Below are 16,822 nucleotides of genomic sequence, written 5' to 3' on the forward strand. Positions count from 1 at the left end.
TTCAAAAAATTAAAAAAATCTTGGAAACAAGGGAAAACTTGAGAAAACGTTTGGTCTGTTCCACATGAAATCCTATCAGTAATCGGGTCTGCTGGCAAATAACCGTGCTTCCTTAGACGGGTTTTCCCCTATAAAACAGGGGTACTAAATAAGTTTGTTTGATTTCGCAAATATTTTATCTGTTTTTGATTTAATTTTTTCGAAAACTGAGTGAAATGGAATCAGATCTGCCTAAGGGTAATTTATTTGGGATGGATAATCTATACACAAGCTTTGTGGATAACCGTGTTGATAAGCCAAGGGTAGTCTTAAAAAAGTCTTACACAACAAATGTACGGTTATTGTGATTAAAAATTAGGCATAATTTAATATATTAAAATCAATAAGTTATTATAATTTGATGTTTATTGGCGCATTTTTTGCAGGTTGGGAGGTCGGTTTGGTATTTATCATTGCGAATAGTAAAACCAGAATTTTGGCAGTTGATGCAAAATTTACTTTTTTCGCGTTACAATCCTGCTTTATTTTTTAAATTGCCTGTTTGGAAAAATACTTTTATGAAAGCCAGCCAATTTTTCATTTCTACCCTGAAAGAAGCCCCTGCAGAAGCCGCGTTTGCCAGCCACAAGCTCATGATTCGCGCCGGTCTGATGAACTCCAAAGCGTCCGGCCTTTATACTTGGATGCCGATGGGGCTGCGCGTGTTACGCAAAGTCGAAAACGTCGTGCGCGAGGAAATGGCGCGCGCGGGCAGCGTGGAGCTGCTGATGCCGGTGGTGCAGCCTGCCGAGCTGTGGCAGGAATCCGGCCGCTGGGAATTTTACGGTAAAGAACTGCTGCGCCTGAAAGACCGCCACGACCGCGATTTCTGCATGGGCCCGACCTGTGAAGAAGTCATCGCCGACATCGTGCGCAAAGAAATCAACAGCTACAAACAGCTGCCGAAAAACTTTTACCACATCCAAACCAAATTCCGCGATGAGGTGCGCCCGCGCTTCGGCGTGATGCGTGCACGCGAGTTCGTCATGAAAGACGCTTATTCCTTCCAGGCCGACTACGCCTCGCTTCAGACGACCTATGATGCCATGTACGACGCTTACTGCCGCATCTTCACCCATCTGGGCTTGGAATTCCGTCCCGTCGCCGCAGACACCGGCAGCATCGGCGGTACCGGCTCTCACGAGTTTCAAGTGTTGGCGGAAAGCGGCGAAGATGTGATTGCATATAGCGACACTTCCAATTACGCCGCCAATATCGAGCTGGCTCCGACCTTGCCGCTCAAAGGCGAACGCGCGGCCGCTCAGGCAGAGCTGGCCAAAGTACACACACCGAACGTCAAAACTATTGACTCTTTGGTTGAATTCCTGAATATTCCGGTTGAACAAACCCTCAAATCCATCGTGGTTGAAGGCGAAAATGAAGGCGAAATCGTTTTATTGCTGTTGCGCGGCGACCATGAGTTCAACGGCATCAAAGCCGAAAAACTCGCAGGCGTGAAATCGCCGCTGACCATGGCAGACCCTGCCGTCATCCGAGCGCAGTTCGGTGCAAACGGCGGCTCGCTCGGCCCTGTCGGCTTCACAGGCAAAGTCTATGCCGATTTCGCCACTGAAAAAGGCGCGGACTGGGTTATCGGCGCGAACGAAGACGACTACCACTACACCGGCTTCAACTTCGGCCGCGACGCCGCCGAGCCTGAATTCGTCGATTTGCGCAACGTCGTCGAAGGCGACGAAAGCCCCGACGGACAAGGCCGTCTGAAACTGGCGCACGGCATCGAAGTCGGACACGTTTTCCAGTTGCGCGACAAATACACCCAAGCTATGAACGTCAGCTTCCTCGACAATAACGGCAAATCGCAAATCATGGAAATGGGCTGCTACGGCATCGGCATCACCCGCGTCGTTGCCGCCGCCATCGAGCAGAACAACGACGAAAAAGGCATCATCTGGACCAAAGCGATGGCGCCGTTTGAAGTTGTTATCGTACCGATGAACTACAAAAAATCAGACGCCGTGCGCGAAGCCGCCGACAGAATCTATGCCGAACTGCTGGCGGCAGGCGCGGATGTGCTGCTGGACGACCGCGACGAACGCGCAGGCGTATTGCTGAACGATTCCGAGCTGTTGGGCATTCCGCACCGCATCGTCATCGGCGACCGTGCCTTGAAAGAAGGCAATGTCGAATACGCCGAACGCCGCGATAACGAAGCGCAATCGGTTCCGATCGGAGAAATTGTTGCGCGTGTAACAGCTTCATTAAATGGGTAAGCTTGGTCAAATGCCGTCTGAAAATAATTTCAGACGGCATTTTTATTTGGGGAGGAAGTGAAGTGGCTTCAGTATTTTTAGAAGGAGAAGCAGTTGAGGTCGGCAATATTTTCTGTATCGGCAGGAACTATGCTGCACATATCGAAGAGTTAAAAAACGAAATACCTTGGGCGAGGGTGAAGATATTTTGGGATGTGTCGCAGGATATGGTGTAGGGTTGGACCTTACGGCAAGGGATATCCAATGCCGTCTGAAGGAAAAAGGGCTGCCTTGGTTGAAGGCAAAGGGATTCAGGCATTCTGCATGTGTTTCGGACTTCGTGGCGGCGAACAAGGTTTCCAGCCAATCCTTCCTTTTTTCATTGAGGCAGAACGGTATATTGAAACAGAGGGGCAACACGGAAATGATGCTTTGCCCGCTCAGGATGGTTTTATGCGAGCTGGTTCTGTCCTATGGCTTGAAAAAAGGTGATCTGGTATTTACCGGAACACCTTCAGGTGTAGGGAAAATCAGCGAGGGGGACAGATTGGAACTGGAATTGGACGGGCTTGTAGAAGCTTTTTTTACGGTAGCCCGAAAATAAGGCAGACTTATTCGTCCCGTCCGTTAAAAAATTCTTCCGAACTACCTTCGAAGAAACTTTGCAGGATTGCCTGTGCGGCCACTTGGTCGAGCACCGATTTGCGTTTTTTGCCGAAGACCTGTGCTTCTGAAAGCAGGCCTTCCGCATAGATGGACGAGAGACGTTCGTCCACCCAATAGACGGGGAGATTGAACCTGCCGTTCAGCCTGCGTCCGAACTTGCGCGACAGGTGCGTCATTTCGTGTTCCGTGCCGTCGGTATGCACGGGCAGTCCGACGACAAAATAACGCGGCTGCCATTCTTGAACCAGCTTGGCGATTGCCGCGAATTTTTCATCGTTGCTGCTGCCGGTAACGGTGGCCAGCGGATGGGATAGCCCTAATTCCGCATCGCCCTGCGCCACGCCGATACGCGCTTCGCCGAAGTCGAATGCCAGTGCCGTTCCTTTTGGAATTTTATGCATGGCCGGCTCCCGAAAACAGGGCGAGCGGGTCAATGCCGAGTTTGGCGAATGCGGCGGCGTAACGGTGTTCGTAGGGGATGTCGAACAGGATATGTTCGTCGGCGGGAACGGTCAGCCACGCATTGTCGGCAAGTTCGCGTTCGAGCTGGCCTTTTCCCCAGCTTGAATAGCCGATACTGATTAATATTTTGTCAACCGCGCCTTCGCGTGAAATATTTTCAAGCACGTCTCGGGAAGAGGTCAGCGCGATGCCGTCTGAAACGCCGATACTGCTTTGCCAGTTGCCGACCGGGGTATGCACGACATAACCGCGATCGACTTGCACCGGCCCGCCCATCATCACGCTGTCGTGCTGCATTCGGAAAGGGATGTTTTTGCCGGTGGCGGAAAAAATCATGTCCATCGTAATCGGAGAGGGTTTGTTGATGGCGATGCCGAGTGCGCCGTCTTCATCGTGTTTGCAGATATAGACGACCGATTGTGCAAAAAACGCGTCTTCCATATCGGGCATGGCGACGAGAAAGTGGTTGGACAGGTTCATATCAGCGTTTGTCGGGATTTTCTATCGGGTTGGAAATCATGCAGGCGCCAGCAAGCATTTTGCCGGAAGTGCCCGCTTGAGGCATATTGGTTTGCAGGTTGCTGCCGAAACAGGAAACCGTGCTTAAGGAATTTTTCGGCGAGCCTTGGACGATTTTATCGCTGTAAACCAAATAGGCGAAAGTTTTACGTTTCGGATCATAATAACGGATAATCTGCCGACTCTTGAACGCGAAGCTCGTACCGCGCTTGAAAACTTCTTTCGGTTTGCGCACGGCGGTTTCGTCAAAAGAAATCGAAGATGCCGTCTGAACGCACGAAACCGATGCGTCAGACGCGTCCTCTTCCAAATTGACCATTTCCTTCAAACCGCCTTTTTTTGCATACGAAATATAACAGGCAACTCCTTGAACGTCGGGATCGTCGAATCCTTCCACTTCGATACGGTCGTTTTTGCCCAGCATATTGAAAACGGTGCTTGCTCGTCCGATTTTATCGGTTTCGCCGCTGCCGCAGGCAGACAGCAGGACGGCGGCAGACAGCAGTAGCAGTCTGTTCATCAAAATTTCCTTATCGGTTGAATCCTTGTTTTCCGTGAAGGCGGCAGGGCTTGCTTTGTTTGGAGGGGCGCACGCTCCCGAGTCGGGCAACATACGGTACGCGGCTTAATGTGCCACCCTGTGTGTCGGAACACAATATCCGTTGCAGCATTGAAAATATGCCACACAATATAAGGCTGTTTGTGCCGATTGCAAGTATCCTTGCAAAGAAGGTGCAATATTGGGCAAACGGCATTTTCAGACGGCATAACTGACAGTATAATCCGAGCATCCGGCTGCTTTCGTGCAGCCTTCAGCGTTATCCAACTTTTCCTGAAAGTCGAACCATGCAATACAAACCTCTTCTACTTGCTCTGATGCTTGTTTTTTCCGCCCCCGTCATTGCTGCTGGCAATACAGCGAATAGCCGTTCTGCCGAAGTGAAAAAACAGGCGAAGAACAAAAAAGAACAGCCCGAAGCGGCGGAAGGCAAAAAAGAAAAAGGCAAAAATGCCGCAGTGAAAGATAAAAAAACAGGCGGCAAAGAGGAGGCAAAAGAGGGCAAAGAGTCCAAAAAAACCGCCAAAAACCGCAAAGAAGCAGAGAAGGAGGCAACATCCAAGCAGTCTGCGCGCAAAGGACGCGAAGAGAGTAAGGAATCGAAGGCGGAACACAAAAAGGCATATGGCAAGCCCGTGTCCGAATCCAAAGAAAAAAACGCAAAAACACAGCCTGAAAACAAACAAGGCAAAAAAGAGGCAAAAGGACAGGACAATCCGCGTAAGGGCGGCAAGTCGGACAAAGACACTGTTTCTGCAAATAAAAAAGACCGTACCGACAAGGACGGCAAAGCAGTGAAACAGGACAAAAAACACACGGAAGAGAAAAATGCCAAAACCGATTCCGACGAATTGAAGGCCGCCGTTGCCGCTGCCACCAATGATGTCGAAAACAAAAAAGCCCTGCTCAAACAAAGCGAAGGAATGCTGCTTCATGTCAGCAATTCCCTCAAACAGCTTCAGGAAGAGCGTATCCGCCAAGAGCGTATCCGTCAGGCGCGCGGCAACCTTGCTTCCGTCAACCGCAAACAGCGCGAGGCTTGGGACAAGTTCCAAAAACTCAATACCGAGCTGAACCGTTTGAAAACGGAAGTTGCCGGTACGAAAGCGCAGATTTCCCGTTTCGTATCGGGGAACTATAAAAACAGCCAGCCGAATGCGGTTGCCCTGTTCCTGAAAAACGCCGAACCGGGTCAGAAAAACCGCTTTTTGCGTTATACGCGTTACGTAAACGCCTCCAATCGGGAAGTTGTCAAGGATTTGGAAAAACAGCAGAAGGCTTTGGCGGTACAAGAGCAGAAAATCAACAATGAGCTTGCCCGTTTGAAGAAAATTCAGGCAAACGTCCAATCACTCCTGAAAAAACAGGGTGTAACCGATGCTGCGGAACAGACTGAGAGCCGCAGGCAAAACGCCAAAATCGCCAAAGATGCTCAAAAAATGGTGGAGCAGAAAGAAAACGAGCAGCAGCTGAATAATCTTTTGAGCAACTTGGAAAAGAAAAAAGCTGCTAACCGTATTCAAGACGCCGAAGCAAAAAGAAAATTGGCTGAAGCCAGGTTGGCGGCAGCCGAAAAGGCCAGAAAAGAAAAAGAAGCGGTACAGCAGAAAGCTGAAGCGCGGCGTGCGGCAATGTCTAACCTGACTGCCGAAGATAAGAACATCCAAGCACCTGCAGTCATGGGTATCGGCAGTGCCAACGGTTTCGGCCGTATGCAGGGACGGTTGAAAAAACCGGTTGCCGGTGTGCCGACGGGGCTATTCGGGAAAAACCGCAACGGTGGCGATGTTTGGAAAGGCGTCTTTTATTCTACTGCTCCGGCACCTGTTGAAAGTATCGCGGCCGGAACGGTGAGTTATGCGGATGAATTGGACGGCTACGGTAAAGTGGTTGTGGTCGACCACGGCGAGAACTATATCAGCATCTATTCCGGCTTGAGCGAAATTTCCGTCGGCAAGGGTTATGCGGTCGCGGCGGGAAGTAAAATCGGTACGAGCGGATCGTTGCCGGACGGAGAAGAAGGGCTTTACCTGCAAATACGTTATGAAGGGCAGGTATTGAACCCTTCGAGCTGGATACGTTGATCGAGACAATATGAAACGGCGGGTTTTGTGCGAACTGTCCGGTGCAACGCATTACGTTCCGCAAATCCTGCCGTTTTTAATAGTTGCGTTTCCGTTTTTGGGAAATCAAGAGAGAAAGTTAAAGAAGAATGTCGAAACCTGTTTTTAAGAAAATCGCACTTTATACCCTGGGCGCAATCAGCGGCGTAGCCGCCAGTTTGGCGGTGCAGGGTTTTGCCGCTGAGAAGGACAAGCGGGATAACGAAGTCTTGCCGGTACAATCCATCCGCACAATGGCGGAGGTTTACGGTCAGATTAAGGCAAACTACTATCAGGATAAACCCGATGCCGATCTTTTCGAAGGTGCGATGAAGGGTATGGTTGCCGATTTGGATCCGCATTCCGAATATATGGATAAAAAAGGTTATGCGGAAATGAAGGAGTCTACCAGCGGGGAGTTTGGCGGCCTAGGCATGGAAATTGGTCAAGAAGACGGATTTGTCAAAGTTATCGCACCGATTGAGGACACGCCTGCGGAACGTGCAGGGGTGAAAAGCGGCGATTTCATTGTGAAAATCGATAATGTTTCGACGCGCGGGATGACGGTTAGCGAAGCGGTTAAAAAAATGAGGGGCAAGCCGGGTACGAAGATTACTTTGACACTATCGCGTAAAAATGCCGACAAGCCGATAGTCGTCAACCTGACGCGCGCCATCATTAAAGTGAAAAGCGTCCGCCATCATTTGCTTGAACCGGATTACGGCTATATCCGCGTCTCCCAGTTCCAAGAGCGGACGGTTGAAGGCGTGAACTCGGCAGCTAAAGAGCTGGTCAAGGAAAATAAAGGAAAACCGCTCAAAGGGCTGGTGTTGGATTTGCGCGACGATCCCGGCGGACTTTTGACCGGCGCGGTCGGCGTGTCGGCGGCGTTTCTGCCGTCTGAAGCGGTCGTCGTCAGCACCAAGGGACGCGACGGCAAAGACGGCATGGTACTGAAAGCCGTTCCCGAGGATTATGTGTACGGTATGGGCGGCGATCCTTTGGCGGGTATTCCTGCCGAGTTGAAAACGATTCCGATGACGGTATTGGTCAATTCTGGTTCGGCTTCCGCGTCGGAGATTGTCGCAGGTGCATTGCAGGATCATAAACGCGCGGTTATCGTCGGTACGCAGAGCTTCGGCAAAGGTTCGGTTCAGACTTTGATTCCCTTGTCCAACGGCAGCGCGGTCAAGCTGACAACGGCGCTGTATTATACGCCGAACGACCGCTCCATTCAGGCGCAGGGGATTGTTCCGGATGTTGAGGTGAAGGATAAGGAACGCACTTTTGAAAGCCGCGAGGCGGATTTGATCGGACACATCGGCAATCCTTTGGGCGGCGAGGATGTGAATAGTGAAACCCTTGCCGTGCCGCTTGAAGAAAATGCAGATAAGCCCGCTGCAAAAGAAAAAGGCAAAAAGAAAAAGGATGAGGATTTGTCTTCAAGGCGGATTCCGAACCCTGCCAAAGACGAGCAGTTGCGTAAGGCTTTGGATTTGGTCAAGTCGCCCGAGCAGTGGCAGAAGTCTTTGGGGCTGGCGGCGAAAAAGCCGGTTTTAAATAAAGATAAGAAAGATAAGAAGTAGGTTTTGACGATGCCGTCTGAAAGGGTTTCAGACGGCATATTATGTTTGAAAGGACAGGTTATGAGCGATTTTTTACCGGAATTTGAACCGTTTGCAGAGAAAATCGCAGCCACGGCAAAACCCGTCGTGCGTTTTTCTTTGAAGAAAGAGACAGTAGAACTGTGGGACAGCAAGGTCGGTGGCAGACCTTATCTGCCGGAGGGTATGGAATATCCCCAAAATGCCCAAGGACAACCGCTTTCCCTGTTGGCGCAAATCAACTTTGCCCAAATGCCGCATTTGCCGGACTATCCGACCGAAGGCATCGTCCAGTTCTTTGTCGACGGTTACGACGATTTGTCGGGCATGGATTTCGACGACTTGCGCGCCCAAAAGGGATTCCGTGTTTTGTACCATAGCGAAGTGCGGCAGGAAGGTTTGCGTTCGGATGTTCCGGCATATTCCGATTTCGGGGATTTCGGAGTCGGTCTGCCGTTTGGTGCAGAGGAAGAATTCCGCATGGTTTTTTCCGAACCGGAGACGCAATATCTGTCTTTCGACGATTACCGTTTCGATCAGACTTTTCCGGAAATGCGTAAGCTGATTCTCGAAAGGGTTACGGATACGGGCAACAACGATTGGCGGCTTTACGAGAACTATCGGGAAGCCTCCAATCAGGCGGGACACTGTATTGGCGGTTATCCCTGCTTTGTCCAATACGATCCGCGCGACGGCAGTTTGGAAGGCTATGAACTGCTGTTCCAATTGGAAAGCCAATATGATGAGAACGAAGGAATAGACATCATGTGGGGCGATATGGGCATCGGCAATTTCTTTATCGCACCCGAAGATTTGGAAAAATGCGATTTTTCCAAAACGGCATTCACTTGGGATTGCAGTTGAGTTCAGACGGCATACGGTCGGGAATGTCTTTTATTCCATGCCGTCTGAAAGACGTTTCCGACCCATCCCTACTACACGCTTTGTCCGCAAACGCATCACAGGCAAGATTATGGAAGTTATCCAATACCCCGATTCCCCCTTCAAGCTCCACCAACCCTTCCCGCCCGCAGGCGACCAGCCCACCGCCATTGCCGGCCTGCTCGAAGGGCTTTCAGACGGCCTTGCCTACCAAACCCTGCTCGGCGTAACCGGTTCGGGTAAAACCTACACCATGGCGAACGTCATCGCCCAAAGCGGCCGCCCCGCCATCATCATGGCGCACAACAAAACCCTTGCCGCCCAGCTTTATGCCGAAATGCGCGAGTTTTTCCCCGAAAACGCGGTGGAATATTTCGTCTCCTACTACGACTATTACCAGCCCGAAGCCTATGTGCCCAGCCGCGATTTGTTCATCGAAAAAGACAGCGCGATCAACGAACACATCGAGCAGATGCGCCTTTCCGCCACCAAAAACCTGATGACGCGCGACGACGTGATTATCGTCGCCACCGTGTCCGCCATTTACGGTATCGGCGATCCGACTGAGTATCAACAAATGGTGTTGTCCGTCAAAGAAGGCGACACCATCGAACAACGCGACATCATCGCTACCCTCGTTTCCATGCAGTACGAACGCGGCGATTTGGACTTCAAACGCGGCAGCTTCCGCGTACGCGGCGACGTGATTGACGTGTACCCCGCCGAAAGCTCCGAAAACGCCTTGCGCATCAGCCTGTTTGACGACGAAATCGACCGCCTCGATATGTTCGACCCGCTTTCAGGCAGCCTTNTTCAACGCGTCGGCCGCTACACCGTCTTCCCGTCCAGCCACTACGTTACCCCGCGCGACACCGTATTGCGTGCCTGCGAGTCCATCAAAGAAGAATTGCGCGAACGTATCGAATTTTTCGCCCGCGAACAACGTCCCGTCGAACAACAACGCATCGAACAGCGCACCCGTTTCGACCTCGAAATGCTCTACGAAATGGGCTTCTGCAAAGGCATCGAAAACTATTCCCGCCACTTCTCCGGCAAAAAAGAAGGCGAACCGCCGCCCACGCTGATGGACTACCTGCCCGACAACGCCATCATGTTTATCGACGAAAGCCACGTTACTGTTACCCAAATCGGCGGCATGTACAAAGGCGACGCATCGCGCAAACAAAACCTCGTCGATTACGGCTTCCGCCTGCCTTCCGCCTGCGACAACCGACCGCTCAAATTCCCCGAATTTGAAAAAGTCATGCCGCAAACCGTCTTCGTCTCCGCCACCCCCGCCAAATACGAAGAAGAACACGCCGGACAAGTCGTCGAACAAGTCGTCCGCCCCACAGGGTTGGTTGATCCCCAAATCATCATCCGCCCCGTCGCCACCCAAGTCGATGACTTAATGAGCGAAATCAATGACCGCATCCAAAAAGGCGAACGTGTGCTCGTTACCACCCTCACCAAACGCATGGCGGAGCAACTCACCGACTATTACAGCGAACTCGGCATCAAAGTGCGCTACCTGCACAGCGACATTGACACCGTGGAACGCGTTGAAATCATTAGAGATTTGCGGCTCGGGCTGTTTGACGTACTCGTCGGCATCAACCTCTTGCGCGAAGGCNTGGACATCCCCGAAGTCTCCCTCGTCGCCATCCTCGATGCCGACAAAGAAGGCTTCCTGCGCTCCCACCGCAGCCTGATTCAAACCATAGGCCGCGCCGCGCGCAACGTGAACGGCGTCGCCATCCTGTACGCCGACAAAATCACCGACTCCATGAAAGCCGCCATCGACGAAACCGAACGCCGCCGCGAAAAACAGATGAAATTCAACGAAGAACACGGCATCGTGCCGCAACAGATTAAAAAACAGGTCAAAGACATCATCGACGGCGTGTACCATGAAGAAGACAGAAGCAAAGGCCGTCTGAAAGGCAAAAACAAGGTTAAAGTCGGCGAGATTCACAACGAAGAAGACGCGATTAAAGAAATCGCCAAACTGGAAAAAGCCATGCAGCAGGCGGCTAGAGATTTGCAGTTTGAAGAAGCGGCTGTGTTGCGGGATAGGATTCGGGGGATTAAGGAGAATTTGTTGTTTGGGGCGGAGTGAGATTAAAAATGTTATCTTGAAAAAATCAATTATGACACCATTTGTCACATACATGTTTCGGCATGCCTAAGTATTATGTGTTCAATCTAACTTAAGGAATAACAGAATGAATGAAAAAGAGACTTTCCAATTTAATTTAATGAAACAAGGGATGATTTCAGGAGGTTTGACCTCCTTAGAGCGTCTAATATTAGAGCGTGATTTTGATGAAGAGCAAGAAAATCTTCTCTATGATATGTTAGATGAATTCTCTGAAAAACCTAATTTTCATTATGAGGAATTTGAACGACGGGCAGATGAGCTATTTGGCTGGAGCTATCAGGGCGTTAAAGGATTGATTATTAGCTTACATGACGATAGTAGATGGCCTGAAGTTGTTCATCAATATTTAAAATCTAACCTTCAAAGTATGGGCAATTTATCAGTTGAATATAACGGAGTTGCAAATGACCTTAATTTGCTTTGATTTATAAGCAAGCCGTAGCCTGCATCTCCACCAACCGCGTGTATGGCTGCACCACACCCCCCGCCTGCGGGCGGGACAAACTTTAAAACTGATGTGCATAAAACCTACAAGGATGCGTGCGGTATACACGCGTTTTTGCCGTTCAAACCATTGTTTTAAACCTTATATCGAAACATCGCTCGCTGCTTTATCTTGAAAAAATGCCGTCTGTAAGCAAACGTGCTTCAGACGGCATTTTTTTATCCGGCGGTCTGTTATCCGATCCGTTTGAATACCAAGTCCCAAACGCCGTGTCCGAGGCGTTTGCCGCGTGCTTCGAATTTGGTTTCGGGGCGGTAGTCCGGGGTGGGGGCGTAGTCTGCCGCCGTATTTTGCAGGCTGTCGAAGCTGCTGAGGACTTCAAGCATCTGCTGTGCATATTCTTCCCAGTCTGTCGCCAGGTGGATATAGCCGCCGGTTTTGAGTTTGGGCAGTAGTTTGGCGATGAAGGGGGCTTGTATCAGACGGCGTTTGTGGTGGCGTTTTTTGTGCCACGGGTCGGGGAAGAATATGTGGATGCCGTCGAGCGAGCCGTCTTGCAGCATATTTTCGACAACTTCTACGGCATCGTGCCGCATCACGCGGATATTTTCCAAATGGTTTTCGTTGATGAGTTTGAGCAGGTTGCCTACGCCGGGACCGTGTACGTCGATGGCAAGAAAGTCGGTTTCGGGCAGCCTGCGGGCGATTTCTGCGGTTGCCGTCCCCATACCGAAGCCTATTTCGAGGATTTTGGGTCGGCTGCTTCCGAAACGGGCATCAAGATTGGCCGGTGTTGCTTGGTAGTCGATGCCGAAGCTGCCCCATAAGGTATCGATGGCGCGTTGCTGCGCGGCGGTCATGTGGCTTTGGCGGAGGACGAAACTGCGGATGCTGCGGGGATGTTCGGCTTGCCAGTTGTTTTGTGTTTGGTTTTCGGCGGTGTCTGTCATAATGCTTTCGTGCGCTTGTGCAATCAGGATGCCGTCTGAATGTGAAATGCCTGTTCGGACGGCGGGAAAGGAAAGGGGCGATTATACCTGTTTCGTTTTTGCGGGGTAAATGTACCGGTGTTCAGACGGCATTTTGCCACTGTTGCAACAGTTCTTGCAGAAAGCTTTTTTGTTCGTGTCCGCTGTTTATGGCTTCTTGCAGGTAGAGGCAGGCTTTTTCGTTGTCCGGCTCGACGCCGTGTCCGTTGTAATGGATGCAGGCGAGATTATAAAGTGCCATGCTGTCTTTTTGCGCGGCGGCTTGCTCAAACCATTTGCGGGCTTTGCCGTAGTCGGCGGCCATACCCTGTCCGAAGTAATACATGCTGCCCAGATTGGTTTGGGCTTTGCTGTGGCCGAGTTCTGCTGCTTCTGTGTAGAGTTTGAGCGCCGCTGCGTATTCGGGTGTGCATTGTAATCCGTAATGAAGGGCTTGGGCTTTTTGATAAAGCCGTTCTGCCCTTTGCCGCCTGATGGCGGAATCTTTGATGCTGCCATATTGCTCGGGATGGTTTAACGCGCTGTCGGATATGAGTTTCTGATAGGCGGAAAGGCTGCCTGCTTCGGCTGCCTGCCGATAATAATGTAGGGCTTTTTCTTTATCGGAAGCCATGCCCAGCCCGTAGCGGTAGATGTCGCCCAGTATCCGCAAACCTTCGGGATGGCGTTCGGCGGCGGCTGCTTCGGCATGATGCAGGGCAAGTTCGTGGTTTCTTTCCAGATGCTTGCCTTGTAGGTAGATGTCGGCAAGTGCGGCATGAGCTTTATGGTCATTTTCCCGTGCGGCCTGTTGAAACCAGTGAACGGCTTCATCGGGAGCCGTAGGTAGAATGAGCTCAGCAAGTGGGGTGTAGGCGGGAATGTATCCTTGTTGTGCGGCGGCGCGCAAATGATTGATGGCTTGGGTCGTGTCGGTTGGTGTACCTTGTCCGAAACGGTATTGAAGGCCGAGCTGCCATTGCGCAGCAGCCAAGCCTTGTGCCGCCGCTTTGCGGTAGAGCAGGTGTGCCGTTTCAAAATCCGGCGGCATGCCGTACTGGCAGTATTGGGCAAGCAGATATTGTCCGTGGGGGTTGTTGTTTTTTGCGGTCGTTTTTGCCCATTTCAGGGCTTCTTCAAAATGCCGGGACGCATACAGCAGGTACATCAGGCGGACTTGCGCTTCGGGCAGACCTGCTTCTGCCAGAGGCTTGTAAAGCGGTATCAGGGTTTCCGGGGGTGCACCTTCCAATTCTTGGATATATGCCAAATTATAACGCGCGTAGGGATGCCCCTGTTCGGCGGCGATGCGGAGCATGTCCATACCTTGTTCGCGGTCTTGGTAGGGGCTGTTTGTATCAAGCAGGTGTTTTGCCAACTCGAATGCGGCGGCCGTATGGCCTGCCGAGGCCGCTTCTGTCAGCAGTCGGCGGACTTCGCTAAAGTCAAATTGTTCTTGAGACAGGCGTTCGAAGGCATGGTGATAGGGTAAGTCGGGATTGTTCATATCAGATCGTTTTCCGTTTTGTCGAATCATGGTTATTTGTTATGAAGTTAGGTTTATATCGGCACGCCGACCTACTGTATCATATTTTTTACAGACGGTTTTTGCTTGGGTGGCACACTAATGCAGATGCTCGTAAATGGTTTCCGCCAATGCCTTGCTGATGCCTTCGACCTGTTCCAAATCTTCTTTGCTGGCGGCAACGACGCCACGCAGGCCGCCGAAGCGGGTAAGCAGGGCTTGGCGGCGTTTGCTGCCTACGCCGGGGATGTCGCTTAAGGAGGAGGTAACGCGTGCTTTGTCGCGTTTTTTGCGGTGGCCTGTGATGGCAAAGCGGTGAGATTCATCGCGTACGGTTTGCAATAAATGCAAGGCCGGGCTGTTGGGCGGCAGGCGGAAGGTTTCGCCGGTGAACGGGAGGATAAGTTCTTCCATGCCGGCTTTGCGCTCAGGGCCTTTGGCGATGCCGACCAAGGGAATGTGCAGACCGAGTTCTTCCCATACGGATACGGCGACGCCGATTTGTCCTTTGCCGCCGTCAATCAATACGACATCCGGCCATTTGACGGTCTCGCCGTTGGCTTCGGCTTCCTGCATTTTGCCGTAACGGCGCATCAATACTTCGCGCATGGCGGCGTAGTCGTCGCCGGGCTTGGCAGTGGTGATGTTGTAGCGGCGGTATTGCGAGGGCTGGATGTTTTGTTCGTCGTACACGACGCAGGACGCAATAGTGGCCTCGCCTTGGGTGTGGCTGATGTCAAAGCATTCGAGGCGGTTGAGGTCGTCTGAATTCATGTTCAGGATTTTTGCCAACTCGTCGATGCGGTTTTGCTGGCTGCTTTGTTGCAGGCGGCGTTGGGCAATCGCCATTTGTGCGTTTTGCTCCGCCATTTTCAACCAGACTTTGCGTTCGCCTATGGTTTTGGTAACGAACTGCATTTGTTTGCCGTGTTCGCTCTCTAGGGCTTCTTTCAATGCGTCGGGCACGGGGAAGTTGCTAATAATGATGTCGGGTTTGCTTTTGCCCAGATAGTGTTGGGCGACGAAGGCTTCGGCGTAGTCTTGCCCGTTTGGTTCGGGGTCGTTTTTGGTGTCGGGAAAGAAGCTTTTGTCGCCGACGTGCCGTCCGCCGCGGATGCTGACCCAGTGTACGCAGACAAGGCCGTCTGAAACGGCGAGCGCGAGCACATCGATATCGTTGGGGTTGTTCGGGTTTTTGCTGTCGATAAACTGATTGCTCTGCATAATGCCGAGTGCTTGGATTTGGTCGCGGTAGCGGGCGGCTTCTTCAAATTGCAGATTCGCGGCGGCGGTTTGCATTTTGTGTTGCAGGGTGCGGGTCAGTTCGTCGGTTTTGCCGTTGAGGAAAGTGGCGGCTTGGCGCACGCTGTCGCGGTAGTCTTCTTCGCTGATGTGTCCGACGCAGGGCGCGGTGCAGCGTTTGATTTGGTACAGCAGGCAAGGGCGGTCGCGATGCTCGAATACGCTGTCTTCGCAGGTGCGCAGCATAAAGACTTTTTGCAACACCTGAATGCTGTCGCGCACGGCGTTGCTGTTCGGATACGGACCGAAGTATTGGTTGGGCTTTTTCAGCGTGCCGCGGTAATACGCCATCTGCGGATATTGATGGCCGCTGAGCATCAGATAAGGATAGCTTTTGTCGTCGCGGAAAAGGATATTGTATTTCGGCGACAAGGCTTTGATGAAGTTGTTTTCGAGAATCAGGGCTTCGGCTTCGGAACGCGTGATGGTGGTTTCGATATGATGAACCTGTTTCACCATCAAGGCGATGCGCGGCGAATGGTCGTTTTTCTGGAAATAGCCGGACACGCGCCGCTTGAGGTTGACCGCTTTGCCGACGTATAAGACCTTGCCGCCTTCGTCGAAAAAACGGTACACGCCGGGCAGATTGGGTAGGTTTTTGAGGAAGAGTGGGATGTCGAATTGTTCTGGAAAACGGTTTTCTGTATTCATATCAATTATTTGAAAAACGGATTCAGACGGCATATCGGCGGCGGCAGCCTTATCCGTTCGGAAAAGCTGCAGGCTGTTATATGCGGTCAATCAATTTTTACCCGTTTCAGGCGCAAGGCATTGCCCAATACCGAAACCGAGCTTGCCGCCATTGCCGCGCCTGCGATGACGGGATTTAAAAAGCCGAGTGCGGCGAGCGGAATGCCCAAAATATTGTAGAAGAAGGCGAAAAACAGGTTTTGCTTGATGTTTTTCAACGTCGCCTGCGATACCGACAGTGCATCGGCGAGCTGGTTGACCGAATGCTGCATCAGCGTGGCGGACGCGGTGTGTTCGGCAACGTCCGCACCGCCTTTCATGGCGAAACTGACGTTGGCGGCGGCGAGCGCGGGTGCGTCGTTGATGCCGTCGCCGACCATCGCCACGGTTTTGCCGGCGGCTTTGAGTTTTTGCACTTCGGCAGCTTTATCGCGCGGACTCATGTTGCCGAAGGCGTGTGCGATACCCAGTTGTTTGGCGGCGTATTCGACCGTGCCTTGGTTGTCGCCGCTCATGATGTAAACGTCGATGCCGTGTTTTTTCAGACGGCCTATGGCTTCAGCGGTATCGGCTTTCAACGCGTCGGCAAGTGCGAATGCGCCGATGGGTTTGTTATTGACTGAGACTGCAACAATGCTTGCAATGTCCCAAACGCCGTCTGAAAACTTCGGCAAGGTCAGTTCGGCAA

Annotated in this window: 13 protein-coding genes and 1 pseudogene; 7 read left to right on the forward strand and 7 right to left on the reverse strand. The window is 51.7% G+C overall.

The window, feature by feature from the left end; genetic code table 11:
* The first annotated feature begins 557 nt into the window (after window positions 1-557).
* The gene (locus ACRPFF_RS07505) at window positions 558-2,270 is read left to right on the forward strand and encodes a proline--tRNA ligase (protein WP_432674277.1); all 1,713 of its coding nucleotides are present in this window, start codon (window positions 558-560) and stop codon (window positions 2,268-2,270) included.
* A gap of 62 nt (window positions 2,271-2,332) precedes the next feature.
* Window positions 2,333-2,853, forward strand: a pseudogene (locus tag ACRPFF_RS07510) (fumarylacetoacetate hydrolase family protein).
* 7 nt (window positions 2,854-2,860) lie between these two features.
* On the opposite strand, the gene ruvX reads toward ACRPFF_RS07510, so the two are convergent.
* Genes ruvX through ACRPFF_RS07525 form a run of 3 tightly spaced genes read right to left on the reverse strand, consistent with a single transcriptional unit; the run spans window position 2,861 to window position 4,416 of the window.
* On the reverse strand, window positions 2,861-3,316 hold the full coding sequence (gene ruvX / locus ACRPFF_RS07515; RefSeq protein WP_432674278.1) for a Holliday junction resolvase RuvX: 456 nt from the start codon (window positions 3,314-3,316) through the stop codon (window positions 2,861-2,863).
* Window positions 3,309-3,857 (reverse strand): YqgE/AlgH family protein, encoded by a 549-nt coding sequence (locus ACRPFF_RS07520; RefSeq protein ID WP_432674279.1) that lies wholly within the window; start codon window positions 3,855-3,857, stop codon window positions 3,309-3,311. Before ACRPFF_RS07520 ends, ruvX begins: the two co-directional genes overlap by 8 nt.
* A 1-nt stretch (window position 3,858) precedes the next feature.
* Window positions 3,859-4,416: a CreA family protein gene (locus ACRPFF_RS07525; RefSeq protein ID WP_411712915.1), complete on the reverse strand. Its 558-nt coding sequence runs from the start codon at window positions 4,414-4,416 to the stop codon at window positions 3,859-3,861.
* Between the two features lie 326 nt (window positions 4,417-4,742).
* On the opposite strand from ACRPFF_RS07525, the gene ACRPFF_RS07530 reads away from it, so the two are divergent.
* The 5 genes from ACRPFF_RS07530 to ACRPFF_RS07550 all read left to right on the forward strand — a co-directional run bounded on the left by ACRPFF_RS07530 (window position 4,743) and on the right by ACRPFF_RS07550 (window position 11,628).
* Window positions 4,743-6,539: a peptidoglycan DD-metalloendopeptidase family protein gene (locus ACRPFF_RS07530; protein ID WP_411712914.1), complete on the forward strand. Its 1,797-nt coding sequence runs from the start codon at window positions 4,743-4,745 to the stop codon at window positions 6,537-6,539.
* A 128-nt stretch (window positions 6,540-6,667) separates the two neighbouring features.
* Window positions 6,668-8,143, forward strand: a complete 1,476-nt coding sequence (locus ACRPFF_RS07535; protein ID WP_411712913.1) for a S41 family peptidase — start codon at window positions 6,668-6,670, stop codon at window positions 8,141-8,143.
* Window positions 8,144-8,203: 60 nt separating this feature from the next.
* Window positions 8,204-9,025, forward strand: coding sequence for a YwqG family protein (locus ACRPFF_RS07540; RefSeq protein WP_432674284.1), 822 nt, complete (start codon window positions 8,204-8,206; stop codon window positions 9,023-9,025).
* Between the two features lie 37 nt (window positions 9,026-9,062).
* Window positions 9,063-11,162, forward strand: coding sequence for an excinuclease ABC subunit UvrB (uvrB, locus tag ACRPFF_RS07545; RefSeq protein ID WP_432674280.1), 2,100 nt, complete (start codon window positions 9,063-9,065; stop codon window positions 11,160-11,162).
* Between the two features lie 106 nt (window positions 11,163-11,268).
* Window positions 11,269-11,628 (forward strand): hypothetical protein, encoded by a 360-nt coding sequence (locus ACRPFF_RS07550; RefSeq protein ID WP_196428156.1) that lies wholly within the window; start codon window positions 11,269-11,271, stop codon window positions 11,626-11,628.
* Between the two features lie 254 nt (window positions 11,629-11,882).
* Here the strand turns inward: ACRPFF_RS07550 and trmB are convergent, their stop codons facing one another.
* From trmB to ACRPFF_RS07570, 4 genes are all read right to left on the reverse strand, one after another.
* Window positions 11,883-12,599: a tRNA (guanosine(46)-N7)-methyltransferase TrmB gene (trmB, locus tag ACRPFF_RS07555; RefSeq protein ID WP_411712910.1), complete on the reverse strand. Its 717-nt coding sequence runs from the start codon at window positions 12,597-12,599 to the stop codon at window positions 11,883-11,885.
* A 121-nt stretch (window positions 12,600-12,720) separates the two neighbouring features.
* Window positions 12,721-14,124 carry a tetratricopeptide repeat protein gene (locus ACRPFF_RS07560; RefSeq protein ID WP_432674281.1) on the reverse strand — a complete coding sequence of 468 codons (1,404 nt, stop codon included), beginning with the start codon at window positions 14,122-14,124 and terminating at the stop codon, window positions 12,721-12,723.
* A 117-nt stretch (window positions 14,125-14,241) separates the two neighbouring features.
* Complete coding sequence (gene uvrC / locus ACRPFF_RS07565) at window positions 14,242-16,128, reverse strand: excinuclease ABC subunit UvrC (RefSeq protein ID WP_432674285.1); 1,887 nt, start codon at window positions 16,126-16,128, stop codon at window positions 14,242-14,244.
* Between the two features lie 53 nt (window positions 16,129-16,181).
* On the reverse strand, window positions 16,182-16,822 hold a 641-nt coding region (locus ACRPFF_RS07570), incomplete at its 5' end, for an HAD-IC family P-type ATPase (protein ID WP_432674282.1).

It is taken from the genome of Neisseria sp. SLRRB23 (genome assembly GCF_050896295.1).
Lineage (GTDB): Bacteria > Pseudomonadota > Gammaproteobacteria > Burkholderiales > Neisseriaceae > Neisseria.